This window comes from Aureimonas altamirensis, from assembly GCF_023702225.1.
GTDB classification, from domain to species: Bacteria; Pseudomonadota; Alphaproteobacteria; order Rhizobiales; family Rhizobiaceae; genus Aureimonas; species Aureimonas altamirensis_B.
In genome coordinates this window covers 295,417-319,565 of sequence record NZ_JAMQCO010000004.1, presented here as the reverse complement: position 1 = coordinate 319,565, position 24,149 = coordinate 295,417, and the positions used below count along the sequence as shown (strand labels likewise).

At 65.0% G+C, this 24,149-nt stretch carries 17 protein-coding genes, 1 tRNA gene and 1 pseudogene; 10 read left to right on the top strand and 9 right to left on the bottom strand.

Translation table 11 applies throughout. The features are described 5' to 3' along the window. Positions 1-78: 78 nt before the first annotated feature. Positions 79-855 (top strand): DeoR/GlpR family DNA-binding transcription regulator, encoded by a 777-nt coding sequence (locus NDN16_RS09020; RefSeq protein WP_251113283.1) that lies wholly within the window; start codon positions 79-81, stop codon positions 853-855. A gap of 36 nt (positions 856-891) precedes the next feature. Here NDN16_RS09020 and NDN16_RS09015 read toward each other — a convergent pair whose 3' ends face one another. Both NDN16_RS09015 and NDN16_RS09010 read right to left on the bottom strand, forming a co-directional pair. Beyond that, positions 892-2,547, bottom strand: coding sequence for an acetolactate synthase large subunit (locus NDN16_RS09015; protein ID WP_251113282.1), 1,656 nt, complete (start codon positions 2,545-2,547; stop codon positions 892-894). Positions 2,548-2,592: 45 nt separating this feature from the next. Then, positions 2,593-3,381 (bottom strand): transporter substrate-binding domain-containing protein, encoded by a 789-nt coding sequence (locus NDN16_RS09010; RefSeq protein WP_251113281.1) that lies wholly within the window; start codon positions 3,379-3,381, stop codon positions 2,593-2,595. Between the two features lie 279 nt (positions 3,382-3,660). On the opposite strand from NDN16_RS09010, the gene NDN16_RS09005 reads away from it, so the two are divergent. Beyond that, positions 3,661-6,909, top strand: a complete 3,249-nt coding sequence (locus tag NDN16_RS09005) for a helicase-related protein (RefSeq protein ID WP_251113280.1) — start codon at positions 3,661-3,663, stop codon at positions 6,907-6,909. Positions 6,910-6,964: 55 nt separating this feature from the next. Here NDN16_RS09005 and NDN16_RS09000 read toward each other — a convergent pair whose 3' ends face one another. Both NDN16_RS09000 and NDN16_RS08995 read right to left on the bottom strand, forming a co-directional pair. Next, on the bottom strand, positions 6,965-7,726 hold the full coding sequence (locus NDN16_RS09000; RefSeq protein ID WP_251113279.1) for an IclR family transcriptional regulator: 762 nt from the start codon (positions 7,724-7,726) through the stop codon (positions 6,965-6,967). A 96-nt stretch (positions 7,727-7,822) separates the two neighbouring features. Continuing rightward, a complete protein-coding gene (locus NDN16_RS08995) occupies positions 7,823-9,295 on the bottom strand; it encodes an aldehyde dehydrogenase (protein WP_251113278.1) in 1,473 nt (490 codons plus the stop codon). Between the two features lie 158 nt (positions 9,296-9,453). On the opposite strand from NDN16_RS08995, the gene NDN16_RS08990 reads away from it, so the two are divergent. The 4 genes from NDN16_RS08990 to NDN16_RS08975 all read left to right on the top strand — a co-directional run bounded on the left by NDN16_RS08990 (position 9,454) and on the right by NDN16_RS08975 (position 13,306). Further along, positions 9,454-10,332 (top strand): NAD(P)-dependent oxidoreductase, encoded by an 879-nt coding sequence (locus NDN16_RS08990; protein ID WP_251113277.1) that lies wholly within the window; start codon positions 9,454-9,456, stop codon positions 10,330-10,332. A gap of 80 nt (positions 10,333-10,412) precedes the next feature. Beyond that, complete coding sequence (locus tag NDN16_RS08985; RefSeq protein WP_251113276.1) at positions 10,413-11,381, top strand: Bug family tripartite tricarboxylate transporter substrate binding protein; 969 nt, start codon at positions 10,413-10,415, stop codon at positions 11,379-11,381. A gap of 61 nt (positions 11,382-11,442) precedes the next feature. Then, the gene (gene tcuA / locus NDN16_RS08980) at positions 11,443-12,957 is read left to right on the top strand and encodes an FAD-dependent tricarballylate dehydrogenase TcuA (RefSeq protein WP_251113275.1); all 1,515 of its coding nucleotides are present in this window, start codon (positions 11,443-11,445) and stop codon (positions 12,955-12,957) included. Between the two features lie 154 nt (positions 12,958-13,111). Then, the gene (locus NDN16_RS08975) at positions 13,112-13,306 is read left to right on the top strand and encodes a hypothetical protein (protein ID WP_251113274.1); all 195 of its coding nucleotides are present in this window, start codon (positions 13,112-13,114) and stop codon (positions 13,304-13,306) included. Between the two features lie 116 nt (positions 13,307-13,422). On the opposite strand, the gene NDN16_RS08970 is transcribed toward NDN16_RS08975, so the two are convergent. Next, positions 13,423-13,497, bottom strand: a tRNA-Val gene (locus NDN16_RS08970). A gap of 80 nt (positions 13,498-13,577) precedes the next feature. Continuing rightward, entirely contained in the window at positions 13,578-13,943 is a 366-nt protein-coding gene (gene cpdR / locus NDN16_RS08965) for a cell cycle two-component system response regulator CpdR (protein ID WP_039189534.1), read from the bottom strand. Between the two features lie 107 nt (positions 13,944-14,050). On the opposite strand from cpdR, the gene NDN16_RS08960 reads away from it, so the two are divergent. Both NDN16_RS08960 and hisN read left to right on the top strand, forming a co-directional pair. After that, positions 14,051-14,962, top strand: a complete 912-nt coding sequence (locus tag NDN16_RS08960) for an N-formylglutamate amidohydrolase (protein ID WP_251113389.1) — start codon at positions 14,051-14,053, stop codon at positions 14,960-14,962. 180 nt (positions 14,963-15,142) lie between these two features. Continuing rightward, positions 15,143-15,916: a histidinol-phosphatase gene (gene hisN, locus NDN16_RS08955; RefSeq protein ID WP_251113388.1), complete on the top strand. Its 774-nt coding sequence runs from the start codon at positions 15,143-15,145 to the stop codon at positions 15,914-15,916. A 4-nt stretch (positions 15,917-15,920) separates the two neighbouring features. Here the strand turns inward: hisN and NDN16_RS08950 are convergent, their stop codons facing one another. Beyond that, complete coding sequence (locus NDN16_RS08950; RefSeq protein ID WP_251113273.1) at positions 15,921-16,907, bottom strand: alpha/beta fold hydrolase; 987 nt, start codon at positions 16,905-16,907, stop codon at positions 15,921-15,923. Positions 16,908-17,280: 373 nt separating this feature from the next. Between NDN16_RS08950 and NDN16_RS08945 the strand changes: the two genes are divergently transcribed. Continuing rightward, positions 17,281-17,745: an Hsp20 family protein gene (locus NDN16_RS08945; RefSeq protein WP_251113272.1), complete on the top strand. Its 465-nt coding sequence runs from the start codon at positions 17,281-17,283 to the stop codon at positions 17,743-17,745. A 70-nt stretch (positions 17,746-17,815) separates the two neighbouring features. Here NDN16_RS08945 and NDN16_RS08940 read toward each other — a convergent pair whose 3' ends face one another. Continuing rightward, positions 17,816-18,088 (bottom strand): Rmf/CrpP family protein, encoded by a 273-nt coding sequence (locus NDN16_RS08940; protein WP_251113271.1) that lies wholly within the window; start codon positions 18,086-18,088, stop codon positions 17,816-17,818. Positions 18,089-18,156: 68 nt separating this feature from the next. Further along, positions 18,157-19,200 (bottom strand): threonine aldolase family protein, encoded by a 1,044-nt coding sequence (locus tag NDN16_RS08935; RefSeq protein ID WP_251113270.1) that lies wholly within the window; start codon positions 19,198-19,200, stop codon positions 18,157-18,159. Between the two features lie 272 nt (positions 19,201-19,472). Here NDN16_RS08935 and gltB point away from each other — a divergent pair. Continuing rightward, positions 19,473-24,110, top strand: a pseudogene (gltB, locus tag NDN16_RS08930) (glutamate synthase large subunit); the annotation flags it as partial. Between the last annotated feature and the right edge of the window lie 39 nt (positions 24,111-24,149).

The following is a 24,149-nucleotide window of genomic DNA, read 5'->3' as shown; positions in this document are numbered from 1 at the left end:
TGCAGTTAGGTGGTCGTGTGGGCTGGCATTTGCACATAGACCGTGCGTTTATCTGGACGACAGCTAGGGAGCGTCAGCGTGACTGAGGGCGGGTTGATGTGGCCGCATGAGCGCCATTCGAAAATTCTGGAACTCCTGAACGAAGAGAAGCGCATCTCGACACAGCGCCTGGCCGGTGTTCTGGACGTTTCGCGGGAAACGGTGCGGCGCGACCTCGCCGAGCTGGAGCAGGAGGGCGTTCTCAGGCGGGTACATGGGGGCGCCGTCGCGCCAGAACGTACGGTGGAGCCGGAGCGGGTCTTTTCCGAACGTCTGCACGCCTACGCGGAAGAGAAGCGCGCAATCGGCGAGGCCGCATGCGAGATCATCCCGCGAGGCGCTACGCTGTTCATCGATGCCGGCACCACGACCCTGGCCTTCGCCACGCAGATCACGCGCCGCGGTGACGTCAACATCATTACCAATTCGCTCGATATCGCACGACTTGGCGAAAGGGGGGCCGGCTGCGACGTCCTGTTGCTCGGCGGCCGACCCCATATCGCCGTACCGGCGACCTACGGCGAGTCGACGATTCTGGAGATTGGGCGCTATCTCGTGGATTTTGCCGTGATCTCGCCCGTCGGGCTGCATTCGGGGCGCGGCGTCACCTATTACGAGATGCACGAGGCCGATGTTGCGCGCAGCATGATCAGGCAGGCGCGCAAGGTTATGCTGCTCTGCCAGTCGGGCAAGATCGGGGTCGAAAGTCGTGTCTCCGTTTGCCGGCTCGAGGACATCGACCATCTCGTGACGGATGGTGGCAGCGAACTCCAGATCGCCCTGGCGAACGGAAGAATTCATTCGTCCCGGCGATGAGAGTACGTCGGGGCCGACCTCGGGGTGGTCCTAAGCCTAGGTCAGTTCGACGTCCGGCACGCGGTTGCGCAATTCATCGACCAGGACGCGGGTGTTTTCGGAGTAGTCTATCGGCACGTCGACAAGATGCGCGCCCCCGGCCGCGAACGCCGCTTCGAGGGTCGGCACCAGGTCTTGAGCGGCCCCGACGCGAGAGCCCCTGGCCCCGTACGCCTCGGCGTAGCGTACGAAGTCCGGGTTGCCGAAGCTCATTCCGAAATCCGCAAACCCGTCGATGGCCTGTTTCCAGCGGATCATGCCGTAGGCGCTGTCGTTGAGGATTACGACGACGAGGTTCAGCCCCAGGCGAACCGCCGTCTCGAGCTCCTGCGAGTTCATCATGAAGCCGCCGTCGCCACAGACCGCCATGACGCGGCGGCCGGGATGCAGCATGGCCGCCATCATGGCGGACGGCAGGCCGGCTCCCATGGTGGCAAGCGCGTTGTCGAGCAGCAGCGTGTTGGCGACATGCGTGCGGTAGTTCCGTGCGAACCAGATCTTGTACATGCCGTTGTCGAGGCAGACGATGCCATCCTCCGGCATCACCGCACGGACGTCGTGGACGATGCGTTGCGGCGTGATCGGAAAACGGTCTTCCTCGGCACGGTCGTTGATGCGCGCAAGTATCGTCTTGCGCAGGTCGAGCATGCCTTCGTCGGGCGTCAGCCGGCCTTCGAGACGCTCGCCGAGCGCTGCGACGGTGGACGCGATGTCGCCGATCACCTCGATGTCCGGGTGATAGACCTGTTCGACGGTAGCGGATTGGTAGCCGACATGGACGACCTTCGGTCCCCCGGCGCTCTTCATCAGGAAGGGCGGCTTTTCCACCGTGTCGTGGCCGATCGCGACGATCAGGTCGGCGCGCTCGATCGCTTCGTGCACGTAGTCGCCTTCGGATAGCGCGGCGGTGCCCATGTAAAGGTTCGAGCCGCCGGTCACGGCGCCCTTGCCCATCTGTGTATTGAAGAAGGGCAAGCGGGTTCGGGCGACGAAATCGGACAGCGCATCGACCAGCGAGGGCCGGTTGCCCGCGGCGCCGATCATGACCAGCGGGCGTCTTGCCGCCAGGATCGTCCTGGCGGCCGCATCCAGCACGGCGTCCCGCGCCACGGGCATGACCAGTTCGTGCGGTGGAATCAGCGGAACGCTCTCCACCCCCGCGCCGGCGACATCCTCCGGAAGTTCCAGATGCACGGGGCCGGGCCGCTCCTCGGTGGCGACGCGGAACGCATCGCGCACGATAGCGGGAATGCTTGCGGCGCTCACGATCTGCCGCGTCATCTTGGTGAGCGGTTTCATCGAAGCGACGATATCGACGATCTGGAAGCGCGCCTGCTTGGCGCTCATCACCGGCTTCTGGCCGGTGATGAGGATCATCGGCATCGCGCCGAGATGGGCATAGGCCGCGCCCGTCGAGAAGTTCAGTGCGCCCGGGCCGAGCGTGGCAAGGCAGACGCCGGGCCTGCCCGTCAGCCGCCCGTGCGTCGCCGCCATGAAGGCGGCGGCCTGTTCGTGACGCGTCAGCACGAGTTCGATGCGCGAGTTCCGGAGCGATTCCAGGACATCGAGGTTCTCTTCGCCCGGCACGCCGAAGATGCGGTCGACGCCTTCGTTCTCCAGCGCCGCGACGAACAGGTCGGATCCCTTGAGCATGCCTGGTATCCCTTTTTTCTGTGGCCGCGGCAGCTTAGGCAAATGTCAGTTCATGTTCGAGTCGAAGATGCGGTCGAACTCTCCGGTCGCCTTGGCGAGATGAAGCCACTGATCGACATAGGCCTTGAAAACCGTATCGCCGCGCGGAAGCAGAAAGCCCATTTCGCCATACTGCAGCGGCTGGTCCGGATTGACGGCGCAAAGACCGGGATGCAGCTTTTCCTGAAGCTTTACCTCGACCGATTCGGCAACCATGACGTCGGCCCGGCCCTCGGCTATCTCCTGCCAGATGACGCGGTTGTCCGCAAAGAGCTGTATCTGGGCATCGGCCAGCCTGTCGCGGGCGAACTTTTCGTTCGTGCCACCCGGATTGACCACAACGCGGGTCGTTGGCTGGTTGATGGCATCCGTGGTCTGATACTTCGACACGTCTTCGCATCGAACGATGGGAGCCTTGCCGTTCACCAGATACATGGTCGAGAAGAACGCTTCGCGCTGGCGCGGCAGCGTCACGGAGATGCCGCTCATCGCGATGTCGCAACCCTTCTTGAAGTCGGCAAGAAGGTCGGACCAGGTCGTCTGGATGAAAACGGCCTCGACGTCCAGCGACGCGGCAAGCGAACGTCCCAGATCGACATCGATGCCTACGAAGTCGTTCGCACCATCGGGGCGATAAGAAAAGGGGCGATAGTCGCCTGTCGTGCAGATGTTCAGGACCTTCCGCTCCAGAACTTCATCGAGCCGCGACGTCCCCTCCGATGCCGATGCCTGAGTCGACAGCAGCGCGGCAAGCGCGCCGGCGGCCATCCGCATCAAGGTCGTGTTCGTAACCATGCAACTTGCTCCGCTTTTCCCAGGCAGATCGTGCTGCCGGCCGATGATGTGTTCAATGGTATTGCAGTCAGCAGTTGCATCATCCTTAACGTATGGATTGTGCATAAGGGGCCGCCGCGTTGCCTCGCCGCAGGGCGCAACCTTTCAGCTTCGCAGCACTTGCCCGACTGAGCCCGCCGGTAGGCCGGCATCGGGAGAAGAACTCATGACACCGCATGACGACGCTGTTTCCGCCGGCCGGGGGCCGGGGCCCTCCATCGGCACGGAGACGACGAGCTCATGCTGACGAAGACGAATATCGAGACGATCGTCGAGCATGTCGAGCACGTCCAGCCGTTGAACCCGGCCGGGGCGGTCGCATCTCTCCTGAACGCCAGGCAAGGAAAGGCGCCTGAGGAGCCGCTTCTGTACGTCGCCACCACGACGCGCCGCGCGGAAGAGATCGCCTCCATGCTTCGTGTCCTTACCGGCTGCGAGGAAGCCGCTGCCGTCTTCCCGCGCTGGGACGGGTTCCCGGAGGATGGCATCCCAGCGACGACCGGTGTGGTCGGCGTTCGGATGGGAGTGCTGCGCTGGCTCCTGGATGCCGATCGCAGGCCGTCCGTGGTGTTGACGACGGTGGCCGCCTTGCTTCGCCGTGTTCCGCCACGTCGTATCTGGCGCGGTATTCATATGGAGTTCAGGGTCGGAGACGAGTTCGACCCGGACGAGGTACGCGGGCGCCTTGCCGGGATCGGCTACCAGTTCGAAGAACGGGTCGATGCGCCGGGCCTTGCGGCGGTCCGCGGGCGGGTTCTTGAAGTTTTTCCCGCCGCTTCGGCAAGACCGTGCCGCATCGAGTACGAGGCCGGCAAGGTAACGGCGATCCGCTCCTTCGACCCTGCGAGCCAGCGCTCGATCGTCTCCACCGAGCTCCTCATCGTCGATCCGGCGGAGGAACGCGTCGGTTCGACGGGGGCGGACGAAGACGGCGAACCTGGACTGGCACGCTATTACGGTGTCGCCGAAAGCCTGTTCGACTATCTCCCCGATTGCGAGATCCTGATCGAGGATGGCGTCGAACGGCAGGCGGGCGAACTGTTCGAGATTGCCTCGGATGGCGGTATGGGCGCGGATACGCTCGGTGCGGACGAATGGCGCGGGCATCTGGCGGCCCGGCTTGGCGCCGTGGTCGAGGAAAGCGGGCGGCCGCAGGACGACGCCCATGTTCCGGCCTTTGCCCGCGAGGACGATCCGCTCTCGGCCTGCCGCGACTTCGTGGCGCCCTTGCTGGAACGCGGATACAGATTCGTCCTCGCCGGACGGGTGGGCCATACGTCCCGGTTGTGGGCGCGACGCCTGGCGCGTCAGTTCGGACAACCGACACCGTCCACTGCCACGTGGGCCGTCATACGATCGGCGCCGGGCGGTACGATGCACGTCATGATGGCGCCGCTGGACGAGGGCTTCGTCGACCATGCCGAACGCATCGTCGTGGTTTCCGTGCGCGATCTGGCGGGCCTCAGCCTGGTCGAGCCGGGAGGAGCGACATCCGATGTCTTTGCCAGTGGCGGCGAGGCGTTCGCGATCGGCGATGCCGTCGTCCACTTCGATCATGGCGTCGGCATTCTGGAAGGGCTGGAATGCATCGACGGCGACGCGGAAGCCATCCGGCTCCGCTATGCCGGGGGAGCCACGCTGCTTGTTCCGATGGACGAGATCGGGGCTCTCTGGCGCTACGGCGGCAGCGGCAGCGACGTTCCGCTCGACAGGCTGAAGGGAGAGGGGTGGGGCAAGAAGCGCAATGCGATCATCGCGGCGGTGTCCGAAACCGCTGAAAGGATGACCGCCCTGTTGCGAGAGCGGGAGGCGGCGCACTGTGACCCCATCCACCCGGATCGCGTTGATTTCGAGCGCTTCTGCGCGCGTTTCCCCTACGATCTGACGCCCGACCAGGCCAAGGCGGGTACGGAAATACTGGATGACCTGGCTTCCGGACGCCCGATGGACAGGCTGTTGTGTGGCGATGTGGGTTTCGGAAAGACGGAGATCGCCCTTCGAGCGGCAGCCGCCGCTGTATTCAGTGGACGGCAGGTCGCGCTCGTCGCGCCAACGACGATTCTGGCCCAACAGCACTACGCGTTGTTTCGCAAGCGCTTCGCGCGCCACGGGGTAGCGGTGGCGCTCTTGTCGCGCTTGCAAAAGCCTGCTGAAGCCCGCGCCGCCAAAGAGGCGATCGCCGATGGGACCGCGCGCATCCTGGTCGCAACCCAGGCGATCTGCGGAAAGGGGGTCGCATTCGCAGATCTTGCCCTTGTCGTGATAGACGAGGAGCAGCGCCTGGGAAGCCGCCACAAGATGGCCGTACGACGCCTTGCCACGAAACTGCACGTCCTTTCCATGACTGCCACGCCCATTCCGCGAACGCTTCAGGCAGCTTTCGTCGGCCTTCACGACGTCAGCGTGATCGCCACGCCGCCGGTGCGCCGGCGTCCGGTGCGCACGTCGACCATCGATTTCGATCACGATGCTGTCCGCGAGGCATTGCTTGCCGAAAAGCGCACCGGCGGTCGATCTTTCGTCATCTGCCCGCGCATCGAGGATCTGGACAGGGTTGCATCCCGCATCCGCACATTCGTGCCCGAGCTTGAATTGGTGATCCTGCATGGCAGGATGCCCGCCGTCGAGGCGGAGCGGGCGATGCAGAAATTCGCCACCGGCCGGGGCGACGTCTTGCTGGCCACGAACATCGTGGAAAACGGCGTCGATATTCCGGACGCCAACACGATCGTGGTCATGCGGCCGGACCGCTTCGGCCTTGCCCAATTGCACCAGTTGCGCGGGAGGGTGGGCAGGGGCGCGCGGCGCGGCACGATGCTTCTCGCGCTGGAGCCGGACGGCGGGCTGGCGGAAACCGCGCGCGAGCGCCTCGAAACGCTCGAAAGGCTCGGCGGTCTCGGCTCAGGCTTCGCCATCAGCACGCGCGACCTGGACATGCGGGGCGCCGGCGATCTGCTGGGTGACGACCAGGCCGGACATTTGCGGACGATCGGCGTCTCGCTTTACAGGCGCATGCTCGAACGCTCGCTGCGCGAGGCACGCGGGCTGGCGCAGGTGGATGAGTGGCGCCCTCTGTTGGCCGTCGGCATCGAGGGAGCCATTCCCGCCGACTACCTGCCGGAACCGGAACTGCGGATCGAATTGGCGTCGGCACTCGATCGGGTCGGAGACGAGCGGGCTCTTGCCCGCCTGCGCGACGATACGGCGGATCGCTTCGGGCCCATGCCGGGCGAACTCTTGTCGCTGTTCGATATGGCCGCGCTGCGCCTGCGATGTCGCACCCTGGGCATACGCAGCCTGCACGCCGGTCCGAAGGCGGTTGCGGCGACCTTCGGCGCCGACGATGCGCAAGCCGTTCGGAGCAGGATGGACGGCAGCGCCAATGCCACGCTGCGCTGGGCCGATTGCCGGCTGATCCTCGACGAGCCGTCAGATGGCGACGAAAAGCGCTGGCAGGTGATCGAACGTCTCCTCGAACAGATCGCCTGACAACCGAGGTGACGTCGATCCGGCGTTCCGCAAGAACATCCACATCGCGTTGAGCTCAGGGATTTCGTCCCGCTCCGAACATCACGCTAAGCTCCTCACAGGCCTGCAGGAGCGGCTTACGCATCCGTTCGATGTCGGCGGGCGAGAAGCGCTCGCGAGGTCCGGACAGGGACAAGGCCCCAAGCAGGCGGCCGCCCGCGGAAAAGACGGGCGCCGCCATGCCGGCGCAGGCAGGATCCCGCTCTCCGATCGAGATGGCGAGCCCATTTTCCCGAACGGCGGCGAACCGTCCGTCATCCGGGGCGTCGTGTGCATTTGCAAGAATGACCGTTCCCGCAGCACCGTGAGCCAGCGGCAGGATGTCGCCGGCGTGGACCCTGTCCAATGTGCTGTGCCGGGAATCTATCCGCATGAGGCAAAGCCGCGTCGAATCGCCATGCCGGACATGGAAGGACGCGCTTTCCGTGCCTTGATCGACCAGGCTCTGCAGGACGGGCTGCAGTTGCCGGCGGATCGGGCTCGATCGCTCGTAGGCAATACCCATGCGCATGATGGCTGCGCCGAGGACATAGTGCCCGTTTTCGAGTCGCGATACGTATGCCGAGTGCTGGAGGGTATCGGCCAGGCGCAGCACGGTACTTTTATAGAGCCCCGTCACGCGGGAGATTTCGCTGAGGCTGATCGGCCCTTCGGCGTTCTCGACAGCCGCAAGCACGAGTATGGCCCGGTTGACCGCCGCAACCCCCGCGCCAGCGGACGCTGCGTCATCCGGCGCATGGGTTGGAGGTTCGGTTTCCTTGCGCGGTATCGAGGGCATGAAGCGGATCGCCGTGGCGCCTGTGTGGATTCAATCGCTGTGTGCATAGCAAGGGGAGAGACGATCGGCCAGCCATGGGCGGTCGCCCCGCTGCAGTTACAGGGCAAGATAGAGGCTCTTGGGCTGCTGGTAGGCCCGCATGCCCTGCAGCCCCTTTTCCCGCCCGAGCCCGCTCAGCTTGAAGCCGCCGAACGGCGCCGAGACGGACAGTTCCTTGTAGGTGTTCACCCACACGGTTCCTGCTTCCAGGGCGCGCGCCACCCGCCATGCGCGCCGGTAATCGGCCGTCCATATGCCGGCTGCCAGGCCGAAGTCGCTGTCGTTCGCCTGCCCGATGAGTTCCTCTTCCGTATCGAACGAGATGAGGCACAGCACAGGCCCGAAAATCTCCTCCCGGACAATGCGGGCGTCGGTTGACAATCCGGCGATGACGGTCGGCAGGTAATAGGCGCCACCCTCGAATTGCGGGCCTTCCGGCCGGCGGCCGCCGCACAGGATTTCGCCGCCCTCCGCGATGCCGGCGGCCACCATCGCCTCCACCCGCTCGCGGTGGGCGAAGGATGCGAGGGGGCCGATCTTCGAGCCCGGGTCGCGCGGCGGGCCGGGCCGCATCGCCTCCGCCTGTTGGAGGAGGAGCCGCGTGAAGGCGTCCTTCACCGAGGCTTCGACGAACAGCCTCGATCCGGCGACGCAGGATTGGCCGGACCCGCCGAAGATGCCGTTGGCCACCGCGCGGGCGGCCTTCGGCAGATCCGCGTCGGCAAAGACCACATGCGGCGATTTTCCGCCGAGTTCCAGGATCATCGGCACGAGGCGGTCGGCCGCACCGCGGGCGATCGACTGCCCCGTCGACGTACCCCCGGTGAACGAGATCAGGTCGATGTTCCTGTCCTCCACCAGGGCGCGGCCGACGCCGCCGCCGCCGGAAATGACCGAGAGAAGCCCCTCCGGCAATCCTGCCTCCACGACGCACTGGGCCAGCGCCAAGGTGACGAGCGTGGTGGATTCCGCCGCCTTCAGCACCACGGCGTTGCCGCCCGCCAAAGCGGGGGCTATCTTCTGCGCGCCCATGGTCAGGGGCGAGTTCCAGGGCGTGAGTGCAGCCACGACCCCGTAGGGCTCGTGCACCGTCATCGTCACATAGTCGCCGCGGGCGGGCGGCATCGCATCCTCGGCCGTCTCGCAGACGGCGGCGTAGTAACGGAAGATGGCAGCCGCAGACAGGGCCTGCGCACGACTTTCGACCTGCGTCTTGCCATTCTCCATCATCTGCAACTCGGCCAGTATGTCCGCACGCTGCTCGATCGCGTCGGCGCATCGGGCCAGCAGCCGCGCACGCGCGTGCGGCAGCATGGCCGACCACCCGGTCGATCGGAGCGCACCGCGGGCGACCTGGACCACCTCTGCCACTTCGTCCGGAGTGACGGTGGAAACCCGACCGATCGTTTCGCCGGTGGCGGGGTCGACGACCGGCAACGCTTCTCCGCGGCCCATGGCCGGCCTGCCGCCGATCAGAAGCGGTTCTACTGCATCGTGCGGAAGTTCGAATGGTCCCTGCAGGATCGGCATCGCTCAAAAAACCCCGGTTCGTCCAAATCTGGCGCGGCACCCATGTCCCGCTTGCGCCGCGACCCTACGAAGGCTTCCACGATGCGTCAAGAATTGTTCTGCTTGACAGACCAAGTGTTCTATTTTTAAAAGACGATGGCAACGGAGGAGAGGCGGTTATGGGCGGTCGCAAAGTGGGTTTCATCGGACTCGGCGTCATGGGAGAGCCGATGTGCCTGAACCTGGTTCGGCGGTCCGGCTGCGCGGTTTCGGTCAGCGATATCGATACACGGCCCGTCGAGCGCCTCGTCGCGGCGGGAGCCGCCGCCGCGTCGGTGGCGGAACTGGCCCACGGATCGGACATCCTGTTATTGTCCCTTCCCAGCGGGACGCAGGTGGAGGCCGTGCTCGGCGGTCCGTCGGGCGTCCTCGCAAACGCCCGCCCCGGCCTTGTCGTGGTCGATCACTCGACCAGCCCGGTCGAGCTTACGCGCACGCTGGCGAAGGCCGCGGCCGAGGTGGGCGTACGTTATGCCGATGCGCCCGTTGCGCGCACGCGCCAGGCGGCGATCGACGGAACGCTGGCGATCATGGTCGGCGCCGACGCGAGCGTCTTCGAGGCGATCCACCCCATTCTGCGATGCATGGCGAGCGATGTCGTGCATTGCGGTGATGTCGGGTGCGGGCAGGTCGTGAAGATCATCAACAACATGGTCCTCTTCCAGACCGTCGTCGCCCTTTCCGAGGCGCTGGCCATGGGCGAGGCGGCCGGCGTCGACGGGCGTCTCCTGTTCGAGACCCTCTCGAAAGGGTCGGCGGACAGCTTCGCGCTGCGCAACCACGGCATGAAGGCCATGCTGCCGCGCGATTTCCCCGTCGACGCCTTTCCGACGGACTACGCCTTGAAGGATGTCGGCTACGCGCTCGACCTCGCCAGCTACACGGGGGTCCGCGCGCAGGGCGCCGAACTGGCCCGAGACAGGCTGAAGAAGGCATCGGCCAACGACCTGAAGCGCGAATATTTCCCGGTTCTGTCGACCATCGTCGATCGGGCCTGACAGCGCATGACGTCATCCGTCCTGGCCCGGAAAAGGAGGATATCCGGGCAGGGCGCCAAGCCAACGCAATGGGAGGAACCATGCTTACGACCAGATTGATCGCCGCCGCGCTGGCCTTCGGAAGCTGCTTTGCCGCCAATGCGGCAAGCGCCGAGTTTCCGGAAAGGCCCGTCACCATCGTCGTTCCATACGCCGCCGGAGGCGCCACCGATATCGTGGCGCGCCTGTTGTCGAACTATCTGCCGGAAAGCTGGTCGCAGCCGGTGCTGGTGGAAAACAAGCCGGGAGCCGGCACGACCGTGGCAGCCGAAGCCCTGGCGCGCTCTCCCGGCGATGGCTACACCCTGTTCATGACGACGGCAGCGCACACCATCTCGGCGAGCCTGTTTCCCAAGCTGACCTACGATCCGCTGGGCGATTTCGCGGCGGTCACGCTGACGGCCACCATTCCTCTCGTGCTGGTCCAGGGGAGCGCTTCGGAGGCGCAGGACCTGCAGCAGTTCCTTTCGACCGCCGAAGAACTGTCGGGTAGTCTGACCATGGGGTCGCCGGGCTACGGCTCGCCGCAGCACCTGGCAGGCGCGCTTTATACTTCGGAACGGTCCATCGAGGCAGTCCATGTCCCCTACAACGGGGACAGCCCGATGCTGACGGCGCTGATGGGAGGCGAGATCGACTTCGCCTTCGTCACCCTGTCCGCCGTGCTGCCCTATCTGAAGAGCGGGGAACTGAAGGCACTGGCGGTCGCGAACGCAGAGCGGATCGAAGCCATCCCCGACGTTCCCACCTTCGCGGAGGCCGGCGGCGAGCCCTTCGAGGCTGCTACATGGTTCGGGATGCTGGCGCCGGCCTCCATGCCGACGGAACTTCGCGAGCGGATCGCCGAAGACGTGACACGGATCGTATCGCGTGAGGATGTCGTCACGCAGCTCGAGGATATGGGCGGCGTCGTCAACTCGATGCGGCCTGCAGACTTCGAGGCCTATCTTTCTGCCGAGTCCGAGCGCTGGAAGGCGGCCGTCGCCGCCTCCGGCGCCTCGCTCGAGTAGCCGCAACTGGAGGGCGCCGGTGCCGCCCCGCCTGTCCGGACTATCAACCTGGGAAATGAACATGTCTGAGAATCTTGATGTCCTGGTAGTCGGCTCCGGCTCCGCTGCCTTGTGCGCCGGGCTGGCGGCGCGGGAAAAAGGCGCCTCGGTGCTGGTGATTGAAAAGGCCGGCCCCGACCTCGCCGGGGGGAATTCCAAATACACGGCCGGCGCCATGCGCTTCGTCTACGGCGGCAACGACGATCTCGTTCCGCTCCTTCGGGATCCGGAAGACCCGCGGCTGGCCGATACCGAGTTCGGCTCCTATACGGCCGACAGGTTCGAGAAGGATCTCCTGGGGTTCAACGATGGCCGCCCGCTGACCGAGGAACAGCAGATACTGATCGCTGAAAGCTACCCTGCGATGGTCTGGTTGGCCGGCAATGACGTGAAGTTCGAGCCGATCTACACGCGCCAGTCCTTCCAGAAGGGCGGCAGGCATGTGTTTTGGGGCGGGTTGACGCTGGCCGCGCAGAACGAGGGCGTCGGCTTGATCGATGCCGAGCTTGCCGCTTTTCACGCCAAGGGCGGCGCCATCCGCTACGATTGCGAGGCAACCGACCTCCTCTACGAGGGAGGCCGCGTCGTGGGAGTGAAGACGCGGGATGCAGCCGGCACGACGGAGGATATCCGCGCCGGGGCCGTGGTGCTGGCATGCGGCGGTTTCGAGGCAAACGCCGAACTGCGCGAGCGTTTCATGGGCCCGGACTGGAAGAAGGCAAAGGTCCGCGGGACGCCGAACAACATGGGCAGGGGCCTGGAAATGGCTTTCGCGCTGGATGCCCGGCCATACGGTCTCTACGAAGGGTGTCATGCGACGCCCATGGACCTGCATATGCCCGAATACGGCAATCTCGACATCCCGCACGAGGAACGCAAGAACTACCGCAAAATCTGCTACTTCCTCGGCATCATGGTCAATGCGAAGGGCGAGCGCTTCGTCGACGAGGGCAGGGATTTCCGCAACTACACCTATGCGCAGTTCGGGCGCGCGGTACTGGAGCAGCCCGGCCATTTCGCGTGGCAGATATTCGACGCCAAGGTGGACCATCTCCTCTATGCGGAATACCGCTTCCATGACGCCCATTACGTCGAGGCTGATACGCTGGAAGCGCTTCTCGGCAAGCTTGAGGGCATCGAAGACAAGGCGGCGCTGCGCGCCACCGTCGATGCCTACAACGAAGCGGTCGACGATAGCGTGGCCTTCGATCCCACGGTAAAGGACGGCAAGGGAACGAAGGGGCTGTCCCTGCCCAAATCCAACTGGGCGCAGAAGATCGATACCGGCCCGTTCAAGGCCTACCCCGTCACGGGAGGCATAACCTTCACCTATGGCGGGCTGAAGGTCGGGGAGACCGGCGCGGTGCTGCGTACCGACGGAAACGCGATAGAAGGCCTTTATGCCTGCGGCGAGATGGTCGGCGGGGTATTCTTCAACGGCTATCCCGGAGGTTCCGGCCTGACGTCCGGTGTCGTGTTCGGACGCCGGGCGGGATACGGGGCAGCCGCTTCGGCAGTGGCAACCCGGACGGCCTGATCGATCGGCGACAGACCGTGGAGGCCCGGCGTCGAGGTGGCGCCGGGCACAAGCACGTTGACCGGACGTTCCAAAGTCAAAGATAGCTGTCGACACCTGGCACGACCGAGATTAGCCTCCTGGTGACATCAGATCGTCTTTCGAGGAATTGAAGATGGCAGCTTCCAATCAGGGCCTTCCGCTCGTGCTTAAAAAGCTTGGGGGCATCGTGGCCCTGGTGGCAGGCTTCCTGGTTGCCGCATCCGGATATCGATCGGATAGCATTGCCATGATCGTCTTCGGTATCGTGCTTATCCTGCTGGGTGCGTTCCTGCTGTTCCGTAAGATCGAGATGCGCAACCGGCCCTGATCGGTCGTATCGACTGCTCCGGGCTTCGACGCTGTCCGCCGACAGGTCGTTATGCAGAATGATCTTGGGGAAACTTCAATATCCACACTCTGAACCTTGCGGATCAGGGGGTCGAATGGTGGGCGTGACAGGGATTGAACCTGTGACCCCTACGATGTCAACGTAGTGCTCTCCCGCTGAGCTACACGCCCATTCGATGGAGCGGCATAGACCATAGGGTCGCCGTCCGGTCAAGTGATTCCAGGGCCAGTTTCAGGCCCCGGACAAAAAATCATGCGGCATCCTGCAGCAGCTTGCCGACCTCTTCCACCAGCTCGCGCAGATGGAACGGCTTGGACAGGATCTTCGCGTCTTTCGGAGCCTTCGAATCGGGGTTCAGCGCGACGGCCGCGAAGCCCGTGATGAACATCACCTTCAGGTCGGGGTCGAGTTCGGTGGCCCGGCGCGCCAGCTCTATCCCGTCCATCTCCGGCATGACGATATCGGTGAGAAGCAGGGAGAAGGGCTCCTCCCGCAGGCGCTCGTAGGCGCTGGCGCCATTGTCGTAAGACGTCACCTCGTATCCGGCCTTCTCCAGCGCCTTGGCGAGGAAACGCCGCATGTCGTTGTCGTCTTCGGCCAGCAGAATCTTCGACATTGCCTTTTCCCGTTGGGCCGGCCATCGGCCGGCAGGTGACGGATTGTATAGCCTCCGCACCTGACATTAGATAGACGATGTAGCCTGTGCGAAGCCAGTGGGTGAGTATGACGATCGCGGGAAATGACGTGCCGTTCTTCGAGACCTCGGCGGGGCCATGCCCGGCTTTCGAGGTTCTGGGGCCGTCGCGCCAGACCGTGCCGCTCGTCTTCTGTTCGCCTCACAGCGGCCGCGCCTACCCCGCCGACTTCATAGCCCTGTCGCGGCTGAAGGGCGACGCCGTCCGCCGCTCGGAAGACCTTTTCGTCGATCGCCTCTTCGACTTCGTGCCGCAGATCGGCGCACCGCTGCTGGTGGCGCGGTTTCCGCGCGCCTATCTGGACCTGAACCGCGAGCCCTACGAACTCGATCCCGCCATGTTCGACGGCGAGCTGCCCGCTCACGTCAACGCCGTGTCGCCGCGCGTTGCCGGCGGGCTCGGCACGATTCCACGCATCGTCGCCGAACGGCAGGAGATCTACACAGGCCGCCTGCCGGCGGCCGAGGGCCTTGCCCGCATATCGCGGATCTATTTCCCCTTCCATCGGCAACTCCGGCAGCTGGTGGACGCGACGGTGCAGCGGTTCGGCATGGCGGTGCTGGTGGATTGCCACTCCATGCCGTCCTCGGTGCGGCCGCTCCCCGGCAATCGCCGCCCGGACATGGTTCTCGGCGACCGGTTCGGCACCAGCGCCGATGCGCGCTATGTCGCCGCGGCCGCGGCGGAGCTGCGCGGCCTCGGCTACGACGTCGTCCGCAACAAGCCCTATGCCGGCGGCTACATAACCGAGCATTACGGCCGGCCGCGCAACAACGTCCATGCCATCCAGATCGAGATCAGCCGGGGCCTTTACGCCGACGAGGCGGCCTTTGCGCCCTCGGACGGCTTCCCGCGCATGCAGGCGCATCTTCGCCGCTTCGTGGAAGCCTTCGCCGGCGACCGGGCGGCCGAGGCATCGCGGCCGGCTGCCGCCGAATAGGCAAAAAAGAACCGCGCGACGCAAAGGCGTGGCGCGGCCAAGTCTAGGGAGGAAACGCCCGAAAAGGGCGCCGACAGATCGCTCTGTCGCGTTGCAATATAATGATGCGATGCGACATCCGTCAAGAATCGTACTATTGACGCGCTCAGAATCCGCGCGCTTTCGGGGCCCCCGCTCATGATGACCATGCCAGACGCCGACTTCCTGTTTCGTATCGCCGACGCTGCGGCCGGCCAGACGCTTCCGCGCTTCCGGCAGAAACTGGCGGTCGACAACAAGCTGTCCGGCGCCTTCGACCCGGTGACGGAGGCGGACCGGCAGGCCGAGAGGGCGATCACCGCCCTGATTGCCGCCGAGTTTCCCGACCACGCGATCCTGGGAGAAGAGTTCGGGCGACAGGGCGAGGGGGACGCGCTCTGGGTCATCGATCCGATCGACGGAACGCGACCCTTCATTTCGGGCGTTCCGGTCTGGGGCACGCTTGTCGGGTTGACGGTCGGGGGCCGGGCGCGCGCCGGCATCATGAGCCAGCCTTATATCGGCGAACGGTTCTGGACAGTGGGCGCCGGCGCCTTCATGGACGGTCCCGCCGGCCAGGCGACCCTGCATGTGCGCGACGTCGGCGCGCTGGAGAACGCAACGCTGACCACCACCAACCCACGCATGTTCGACACACGGATGAAGGAGCGCTTCGAGGCGCTCGAAGACAAGGTCCGCCTGTCGCGCTACGGCCTCGATTGCTATGCCTTCGCCATGCTGGCGGCCGGCCATATCGACCTGTGCGTGGAGACAGGGCTGCAGCCCTACGATATCGTCGCCCTGATCCCCATCATCGAGCAGGCCGGTGGCGTCGTCACCACTTTCGACGGCGGCCGGGCCGAGAATGGCGGCGACGTCATCGCCGCGGCGACGCCGCAACTGCACAGCGCCGCGCTTGCCGTCCTGAACCGCTGACGCCTCAGATGGCGGGCTCAGGCAGCACGCCGTCGCGGTCGGGCATCGGCATGCTGCTTTCCACGAACCCTTCGAAGGCCGCCAGGAAAGGCGCGCGAAACAGATCGCGCTCCTGAAGCAGTTCGTGCCGCGCATGCGGGATCGACAGGAAGTGGCCCGAGCGCATGCGCCATGCAAGGCGCTCCGCCGCAGCGGTATCGACCACCCTGTCGGCGCCTGCCGTGACTATCAGCGTGGGAACGTGCAGCCCGGCGATGAAATCGGCATTCTCGAGCCGGCGCATGGCGCGGCATGTGGCGTTGAGCCAGCCCGCCGTCAGCGCATTCACGCTGAGATGGGGCGCCGTCTCCACGATGGCGCGGTTGCGCCGGAAGCGGGCAGGATCGCTGGTCAGCGGGTTCGTGGCGACGTTCCAGTCCGGGCCGAGGCGCTTCAGCCTGCGCAGCGACAGGCGGCCCATGCCGGTCCACCGCATGGCGGCCGCAACAGCGGCGATGGCGCCCCCGCGCGCCGGCAGGCCGATCAACGGGGCCGAGCAGACGATACGCTCGATACGGTTGGCTAGGCGCGGCATGTAGCGCAACGCGACCAGCCCGCCCAGCGAATGGGCGAGGATGACGTACGGCCCCGGGCAATCGGGCAATGCGACGTTGCGGAAGATGGTTTCGAAATCGGCATAGTAGTGATCGAGGCGGGCGACATGGCCCTTCTGCGGGTTCTTCAGAAGGCGGTCGGAGCCGCCTTGTCCACGCCAGTCGAAGGTGACCACGGTGAAGGCGCGCGCGGTGAGGTCTGCGAGCGTCTCGTAATATTTCTCGATGCATTCGTTGCGGCCCGGCAGAAGCACGACGGTACCGCGGGAGGGCCCCTCCGGCCGCGCGACGGCATAGCGCAGACGGCGGCCGTTAGGGGCGGCGACATGCCCCCCGGAGAGCCGATCGGGGGCCGGGTTGCCGGGCGTATCGAAGAATGTCGGGCGATCGTCCATCATCTACCTATGCCTGAAAGGCAGGGCGAAGAACTACCTCGGATTTGGTTTCCGCATGGTTTCGGAAAAAAAGACCGGAAACGTCTTTCGAACGTTTCCGGCCTGAACGACCGCGGCGGAAGGGACGGGACGCCGCGACCGGATTTCCATTTCGAAAGCCAGACTGCATCCCCGCGCATGAACGAAACGGGAAGGGCGCGTTCATGCAGCGTTCATCGCAAAAGAGTGTCGGGAGCTCTTGAAAGCCGGTTTTCCCGCCCCTACCTCGATCATGCGGTCGCCGATAAGGGGCCGCTGGCCGGAAGGGCCCGCCGCAGTCGGGGGTTCGCAATCCGTCCATCACGCAAGTTGCTCGACAATCAAGAGGACACCACCCATGCGTAACGTCGATTTTGCACCGCTGTATCGTTCGACCGTCGGTTTCGACCGCCTGTTCAAGATGTTGGACAATGCCGGCGGCGTCGATAACTCCCAGAGCTACCCGCCCTACAATATCGAGCGGACGGGCGACAACGCCTACCGCATCACCATGGCCGTCGCCGGTTTCGAGGACACCGAACTGTCCATCGAATCGCGCGAGAACGTGCTGACGGTGAAGGGCGAGCGAAGCGAACCTGAAGGTGAGGCGAACCGCTTCCTCCATCGCGGCATCGCCGGGCGCGCCTTCGAGCGCCGCTTCCAGCTTGCCGAGCATGTCGAGGTCAAGGGCGCCACACTGAAGAACGGGCTCCTTCACATCGACCTCGTCCGCGTCATTCCCGAGGCGATGAAGCCCCGTCGCATCGAGATCGCCAATGCAGGCAATGCCAACGCCAAGGCACTCGAGGCAAACGCAGCCTGACGGCCCGCTCGACCGGTAGACAAGAACGGCGGCCCATCGGGCCGCCGTTTTGTCGTAAGGTTCAGGGTTATCAGTGCCGCCCGAAGGCGTCACGGACCTCGCCCTCGGATATGCGCGCCGAGGGATCGCCCTTCTGGTTCAGGTTCTGCTCTTCGGTCCCGTCTCCCATCATTCCGGGATGGGGGTCCGCCTTGGCCGCAGACTTGCGCGACAGGTTGCTGGCTTCCGTCCAGCCGGACATCCAGTCAGCCCGAAGGCTCGATCCGACCGGAAATTCGCAGGACGACATGGGCAGATTATGCTCGAAGGCCAGCTTGCCTTGGGCGAATGCATCCTTGGACATTCTACAACCTCCTGATGCGGTGCTTTCCATAAGGGGAAACCATCATGGCAGGTCGAGGTTCCGAGACGTCAGCCGATCAGGCGGATGAAGCTTTCCACCTCCTCCGGGGTCGTGCTCCAACTCGCGACGAGCCGCACCAGGATTTCGTCCTGTGCTACGGGCGTATCCCCGCCGACATGCCAGTCGTAGAACAACGCTCCTTCGCTGCGGGCGCGGTCGGCCGCGCTCCGCTTCACGATCGCGAACACCTCGTTGGCGCGGGTCTCCCATGCGGGACGGGCGTTGGAGGCCGCGGCGATACCCTCGCGCAGGGCGTCGGCCATCGCGTTGGCATGGCTGGCCAGCGACAGCCACAGTCCGTCGGAAAGATAGGCATCGAACTGGGCGGATACGAAGCGCGACTTCGAGAACAATTGCCCCGCGCGCTTGTGGTTGTAGGCGAAGTCGGCGGCTTTCTCCTTGTCGAAGAACACGATCGCCTCGGCGCACCAGCACCCGTTCTTCGTGCCGCCGAACGACATCACGTCCACACCCGCCTTCCAACTGGCCTCTGCCGGGGAAATGCCGAGGGCCGCGACCGCATTGGCGAAGCGCGCCCCATCCATGTGCACGGCAAGCCCATGGCCATGGGCGATGGATGCGATCTCCCGAACGGTGTCGGGCGCGTAGACCGCCCCGGATTCCGCCGACTGGCTGATCGATACCGCAACCGGCCTGCCGCCATGCACGAAAGCGGGGTCGAAAGCCTCAAGGGCCCGACCGAGAGCCGCCGGCTCCATCATTCCGTTCGAGCCGGCGACGGGCGCAAGCCGGGAGCCGTGGGCGAAGAACTCGGGCGCGCCGCACTCGTCCACCATGATATGCGCCTCACCATGGCACAGCACGACTCCACCCGGACGGTTGAAGGCGGACAGAGCCAGCGAATTGGCCGCCGTGCCTGTGCCGACATGGAAAACGGCGACCTCGCGTTCGAACAGATCGTCGAAGCGGCGCGCCACCGCGACGTCGAGCGCGCTTGCGCCATAGGCGGCTGCCATGCCCTCCGCGTGACGCGCGAGAGAGGCGGAGATTGCGGGATGAGCACCGGACCAGTTGTCGGAAGAAAATATCATGAGTGGTGATTACTCCGCGGAACACGCCGCGTAAAGCGTACTTAAATCGATTTAATTACCATTTTAGAACTTCTCTTTAATTTTTGAACCGTTTGAAGTAAGAGATTGTCAGTCGCTTTGAAACCTGTAATAAGGGCGATAGGTCAGTGGTGCTGTCGTATCTGGCGGCGCACGGTCACGCAACTTGCGCGGCGCCCGGCCGGGCGAGGGGAGAGAACGCCATGAAGAGATTGACGTCCAGCTTGAGCGGCACGGCGCGGGGAGAAGGCTATGGCCTGCCCCGGGCGCAGGGCCTCTACGACCCTGCAAACGAGCATGACGCCTGCGGCGTCGGCTTCATCGCCAGCATGAAGAACCAGCGTTCGCACGATGTCGTCGAGAAGGGGCTCAAGATCCTCGAGAATCTCACCCATCGCGGGGCGGTCGGCGCCGACCCGCTGGTCGGCGACGGCGCGGGGATCCTGGTGCAACTGCCGCACGAATTCTTCAAGGCGGAGATGGCGGCCCAGGGCGTGGACCTGCCCGAGCCGGGGCATTACGGCGTGGGCTTCGTCTTCATGCCGCAGGACGAGGCGCGCCGGCTGCACTTCAAGGAGGTCTTCGAGAAGGCCGCCGCGGAAGAAGGCCAGCAGGTGATCGGCTGGCGTGACGTTCCGGTGGACAATGCGTCCCTGTCCAAGGCGGAAGAGATCGTCGCCACGGAGCCGGTGCACCGTCAGGTGTTCATCCGCCGGTCGCCCGGCTGCGCCAGCGACGCCGAATTCGAGCGCAAGCTCTTCATCATCCGCAAGGTCGTGTCCAACCGCGTCTATGACGAGATGAACGCCGTCGACACCGACTTCTACGTCGTGTCACTGTCCTCGCGCACCATCGTCTACAAGGGGATGTTCCTGGCCTATCAGGTCGGCGCCTATTACTCCGACCTTCGCGATCCGCGCTTCACCAGTGCGCTCGCGCTCGTGCACCAGCGTTTCTCCACCAACACCTTCCCGTCGTGGCGGCTGGCGCACCCCTATCGCATGGTCGCCCATAATGGCGAGATCAACACCCTGCGCGGCAACGTCAACTGGATGGCGGCGCGCCAGGCCTCGGTGGATTCGGAACTGTTCGGCAACGACATCTCGAAGCTCTGGCCGATCTCCTACGAGGGACAGTCCGACACGGCCTGCTTCGACAATGCACTCGAGTTCCTGACGCAGGGCGGCTACTCGCTCGCCCATGCGATGATGATGCTCATTCCCGAGGCCTGGGCCGGCAACAAGCAGATGTCGCCGGAACGCAAGGCCTTCTACGAGTATCATGCGGCCCTGATGGAGCCGTGGGACGGGCCCGCCGCCGTCTGCTTCACCGATGGGCGGCAGATCGGCGCGACGCTGGACCGCAACGGCCTGCGGCCGGCGCGTTACGTGGTGACGGACGATGATTACGTCATCCTGGCGTCCGAGGCCGGCACGCTGGAAGTCGCCGAGGAGCGTATCGTCAAGAAGTGGCGGCTGCAGCCCGGCCGGATGCTGCTGATCGACCTGGAGAAGGGCCAGATCGTGTCGGACGAGGACGTGAAGTCCGAGATCGCCACCGCCAACCCCTATCGCGACTGGCTGAAGCATACGCAGCTTATCCTCGAGGACCAGAAGCCCGTCGCGCCCCGTGCCTCGCGTTCGGACGTGTCGTTGCTCGATCGTCAGCAGGTCTTCGGCTACACGCAGGAAGATACGCGCATCCTGATGGCGCCGATGGCGACCACCGGCCAGGAGGCCATCGGCTCGATGGGCACCGATACGCCGATCTCGGCGATGTCGGAAAAGTCGAAGCTGCTCTACACCTATTTCAAGCAGAACTTCGCGCAGGTCACCAACCCGCCGATCGACCCGATCCGCGAAGAGCTGGTGATGAGCCTCGTCTCCTTCATCGGGCCGCGCCCCAACATATTCGACCTCGAGGGCACGTCGCGCCGCAAGCGGCTGGAGGTGCGCCAGCCGATCCTGACCAATGGCGACCTGGAGAAGATCCGCAACATCGGCCATACGGAAGACCGGTTCGACACCAAGACGCTCGACATGACCTACCCGTCCGACCAGGGCGCGGACGGCATGGCCGGCGCCCTGGAGCGCCTCTGCGAGCGCGCCGAGGCGGCCGTTGTGGGCGGCTACAACATCATCATCCTGTCCGACCGGCAGGTCGGGCCGGACCGTATCCCCATTCCGGCGCTTTTGGCCTGCGCCGCCGTACATCACCACCTCATCCGCAAGGGCCTGCGCACTGCCGCGGGGCTGGTGATCGAATCCGGCGAGCCGCGCGAGGTGCATCACTTCGCCTGCCTTGCCGGCTACGGCGCGGAGGCGATCAACCCGTACCTGGCGTTCGACTCGCTGCTCGGCATGCACGCGCGCGGCGATTTCCCGCCCGAGGTGGACCAGAAGGAAATCGTCAACCGCTTCATCAAGTCGGTCGGCAAGGGCATGTTGAAGGTGATGTCCAAGATGGGCATCTCGACCTACCAGTCCTACTGCGGCGCGCAGATATTCGATGCGGTCGGCCTGAAGACCGAGTTCGTGCAGCGCTATTTCGCCGGCACGGCCACGACCATCGAGGGCGTCGGCCTGGAAGAGATCGCCCGCGAGACGGCGGTGCGCCATGCGCTGGCCTTCTCGGCCGATCCGGTTCTGGCGCGCTCGCTGGAAGTGGGCGGCGAATATGCGTACCGCACGCGCGGTGAGGCGCATATCTGGTCGCCGGAAGCGGTTGCCACGCTGCAGCATGCCGTGCGGCTGGAAAGCTGGGAGAAGTACAAGGAATATGCCGCGCTGGTGAACCAGAGCGCGGTGGCCAATTCCACCATCCGCGGCCTGTTCCGCATCCGCATGGCCGAGGAGTCCGGCCTCAATCCGGTGCCGCTGGACGAGGTTGAGCCTGCCAGGGATATCGTCAAGCGCTTTTCGACCGGGGCGATGAGCTTCGGCTCGATCTCGCGCGAGGCGCATTCGACGCTGGCCATCGCCATGAACCGCATCGGGGGCAAGTCCAACACCGGCGAGGGCGGCGAGGAACCGGACCGCTATCAGCCGCTGCCGGACGGCAGCATGAACCCGGAGCGCTCCGCCATCAAGCAGATCGCCTCGGGCCGGTTCGGCGTGACGACCGACTATCTGGTCAACGCGGACATGTTGCAGATCAAGGTTGCGCAGGGCGCAAAGCCCGGCGAGGGCGGCCAGCTGCCCGGCCACAAGGTGGACGCGACCATCGCCAAGACGCGGCATTCCACGCCGGGCGTCGGCCTGATCTCGCCGCCGCCGCACCACGACATCTATTCGATCGAGGATCTGGCCCAGCTCATCTACGATCTCAAGAACGTCAATCCGGAAGCCGACATATCGGTCAAGCTCGTATCCGAGGTGGGCGTCGGCACGGTTGCGGCGGGCGTCGCCAAGGCGCGGGCCGATCATATCATCGTATCGGGCTACGACGGCGGCACCGGCGCTTCGCCGCTGACGTCCATCAAGCATGCCGGCTCCCCCTGGGAGATGGGCCTGGCCGAAACGCAGCAGACGCTGGTGCTGAACGGGCTGCGCTCGCGCATCGCGCTGCAGGTGGACGGTGGGCTGCGGTCCGGCCGCGACGTCGTCATCGGCGCGTTGCTGGGCGCCGACGAGTTCGGCTTTTCGACCGGGCCGCTCATCGCCGCCGGCTGCATCATGATGCGCAAGTGCCACCTGAACACCTGTCCGGTCGGCGTCGCCACGCAGGACCCCGTGCTGCGCAAGCGCTTCAAGGGCCTTCCGGAGCACGTCATCAACTTCTTCTTCTACGTGGCGGAGGAAGTGCGCGAGATCATGGCCGCGATGGGCGTGCGCACCGTGTCGGAGCTGATCGGACAATCGGACCGGCTCGACAAGAAGCCGATGATCGACCACTGGAAGGCCAAGGGGCTCGATTTCTCGAAGGTCTTCTTCAAGCCCGACGCGGCGCGCGAAGAGCTTTTGTGGACGCGTCGGCAGGAGCATCCGATCGCCGACATCCTCGACCGCAAGCTGATCGCCGAGGCCGAACCCGCTTTGTCACGGCGGCAGGCGGTGGTGGTCGAAACGCCCATCACCAACGTCGACCGCTCGGCCGGGGCGATGCTGTCCGGCGCGGTGGCGAAGAAATACGGCCTCAAGGGCCTGCCCGACGACACGATCAAGGTGTTTATGACGGGCACCGCCGGGCAGAGCTTCGGCGCCTTCCTGATGCGCGGCGTGACCTTCGAACTGGTCGGCGACGGCAACGACTATGTCGGCAAGGGGCTTTCCGGCGGTCGCATCATCGTGAAGCCGCGCGCCAACACCCGCATCGTGCCCGAAGAGTCGATCATCATCGGCAATACGGTTCTGTACGGGGCGATCTCCGGCGAATGCTACTTCCGGGGCGTCGCCGGAGAGCGTTTCGCCGTGCGCAACTCCGGCGCCATCGCGGTTGTGGAAGGCGTCGGCGACCATGGCTGCGAGTACATGACGGGCGGCGTCGTCGTCATCCTCGGCCAGACCGGGCGCAACTTCGCGGCCGGCATGTCCGGCGGCGTCGCCTATGTCTATGACGAGGCCGGCGATTTCGCCGAGCGCTGCAACATGGCGATGGTGGACCTGGAGCCGGTCCCTGAAGAGGACGACCTGCTCGAGAAGCTCCATCACCACGGCGGCGACCTGCAGCACAAGGGACGGGTCAACGTTTCGTCCGACATGACGGGCCATGACGACGAGCGGCTGTACCAGTTGATCTCCAATCATTTCCACTACACCGGCTCGTCGCGGGCCAGGGAGATGATGGACAACTGGGAAAGCCACCGGCCGAAATTCGTAAAGGTCATGCCGGTCGAGTATCGCCGCGCGCTGCAGGAAATGGAACGCATGCGCATGGCGGTCGCGGCCGAATAACCCCCGCATTGTTGAATTGATCGAGACTGGACGGAGCAG

What these genes read in the sequence shown, in the direction of transcription:
- NDN16_RS09010 (WP_251113281.1), bottom strand. Translation starts at nt 3,381, where the DNA reads ATGGTTACGAACACGACCTTGATGCGGATGGCCGCCGGCGCGCTTGCC.
- NDN16_RS08995 (WP_251113278.1), bottom strand. Translation starts at nt 9,295, where the DNA reads ATGCCGATCCTGCAGGGACCATTCGAACTTCCGCACGATGCAGTAGAA.
- NDN16_RS09000 (WP_251113279.1), bottom strand. Translation starts at nt 7,726, where the DNA reads ATGCCCTCGATACCGCGCAAGGAAACCGAACCTCCAACCCATGCGCCG.
- NDN16_RS09015 (WP_251113282.1), bottom strand. Translation starts at nt 2,547, where the DNA reads ATGCTCAAGGGATCCGACCTGTTCGTCGCGGCGCTGGAGAACGAAGGC.
- NDN16_RS08950 (WP_251113273.1), bottom strand. Translation starts at nt 16,907, where the DNA reads ATGATGGACGATCGCCCGACATTCTTCGATACGCCCGGCAACCCGGCC.
- NDN16_RS08940 (WP_251113271.1), bottom strand. Translation starts at nt 18,088, where the DNA reads ATGTCCAAGGATGCATTCGCCCAAGGCAAGCTGGCCTTCGAGCATAAT.
- cpdR (WP_039189534.1), bottom strand. Translation starts at nt 13,943, where the DNA reads ATGTCGAAGATTCTGCTGGCCGAAGACGACAACGACATGCGGCGTTTC.
- NDN16_RS08985 (WP_251113276.1), top strand. Translation starts at nt 10,413, where the DNA reads ATGCTTACGACCAGATTGATCGCCGCCGCGCTGGCCTTCGGAAGCTGC.
- hisN (WP_251113388.1), top strand. Translation starts at nt 15,143, where the DNA reads ATGACCATGCCAGACGCCGACTTCCTGTTTCGTATCGCCGACGCTGCG.
- NDN16_RS08945 (WP_251113272.1), top strand. Translation starts at nt 17,281, where the DNA reads ATGCGTAACGTCGATTTTGCACCGCTGTATCGTTCGACCGTCGGTTTC.
- tcuA (WP_251113275.1), top strand. Translation starts at nt 11,443, where the DNA reads ATGTCTGAGAATCTTGATGTCCTGGTAGTCGGCTCCGGCTCCGCTGCC.
- NDN16_RS08935 (WP_251113270.1), bottom strand. Translation starts at nt 19,200, where the DNA reads ATGATATTTTCTTCCGACAACTGGTCCGGTGCTCATCCCGCAATCTCC.
- NDN16_RS08960 (WP_251113389.1), top strand. Translation starts at nt 14,051, where the DNA reads ATGACGATCGCGGGAAATGACGTGCCGTTCTTCGAGACCTCGGCGGGG.
- NDN16_RS08975 (WP_251113274.1), top strand. Translation starts at nt 13,112, where the DNA reads ATGGCAGCTTCCAATCAGGGCCTTCCGCTCGTGCTTAAAAAGCTTGGG.
- NDN16_RS09005 (WP_251113280.1), top strand. Translation starts at nt 3,661, where the DNA reads ATGCTGACGAAGACGAATATCGAGACGATCGTCGAGCATGTCGAGCAC.
- NDN16_RS08990 (WP_251113277.1), top strand. Translation starts at nt 9,454, where the DNA reads ATGGGCGGTCGCAAAGTGGGTTTCATCGGACTCGGCGTCATGGGAGAG.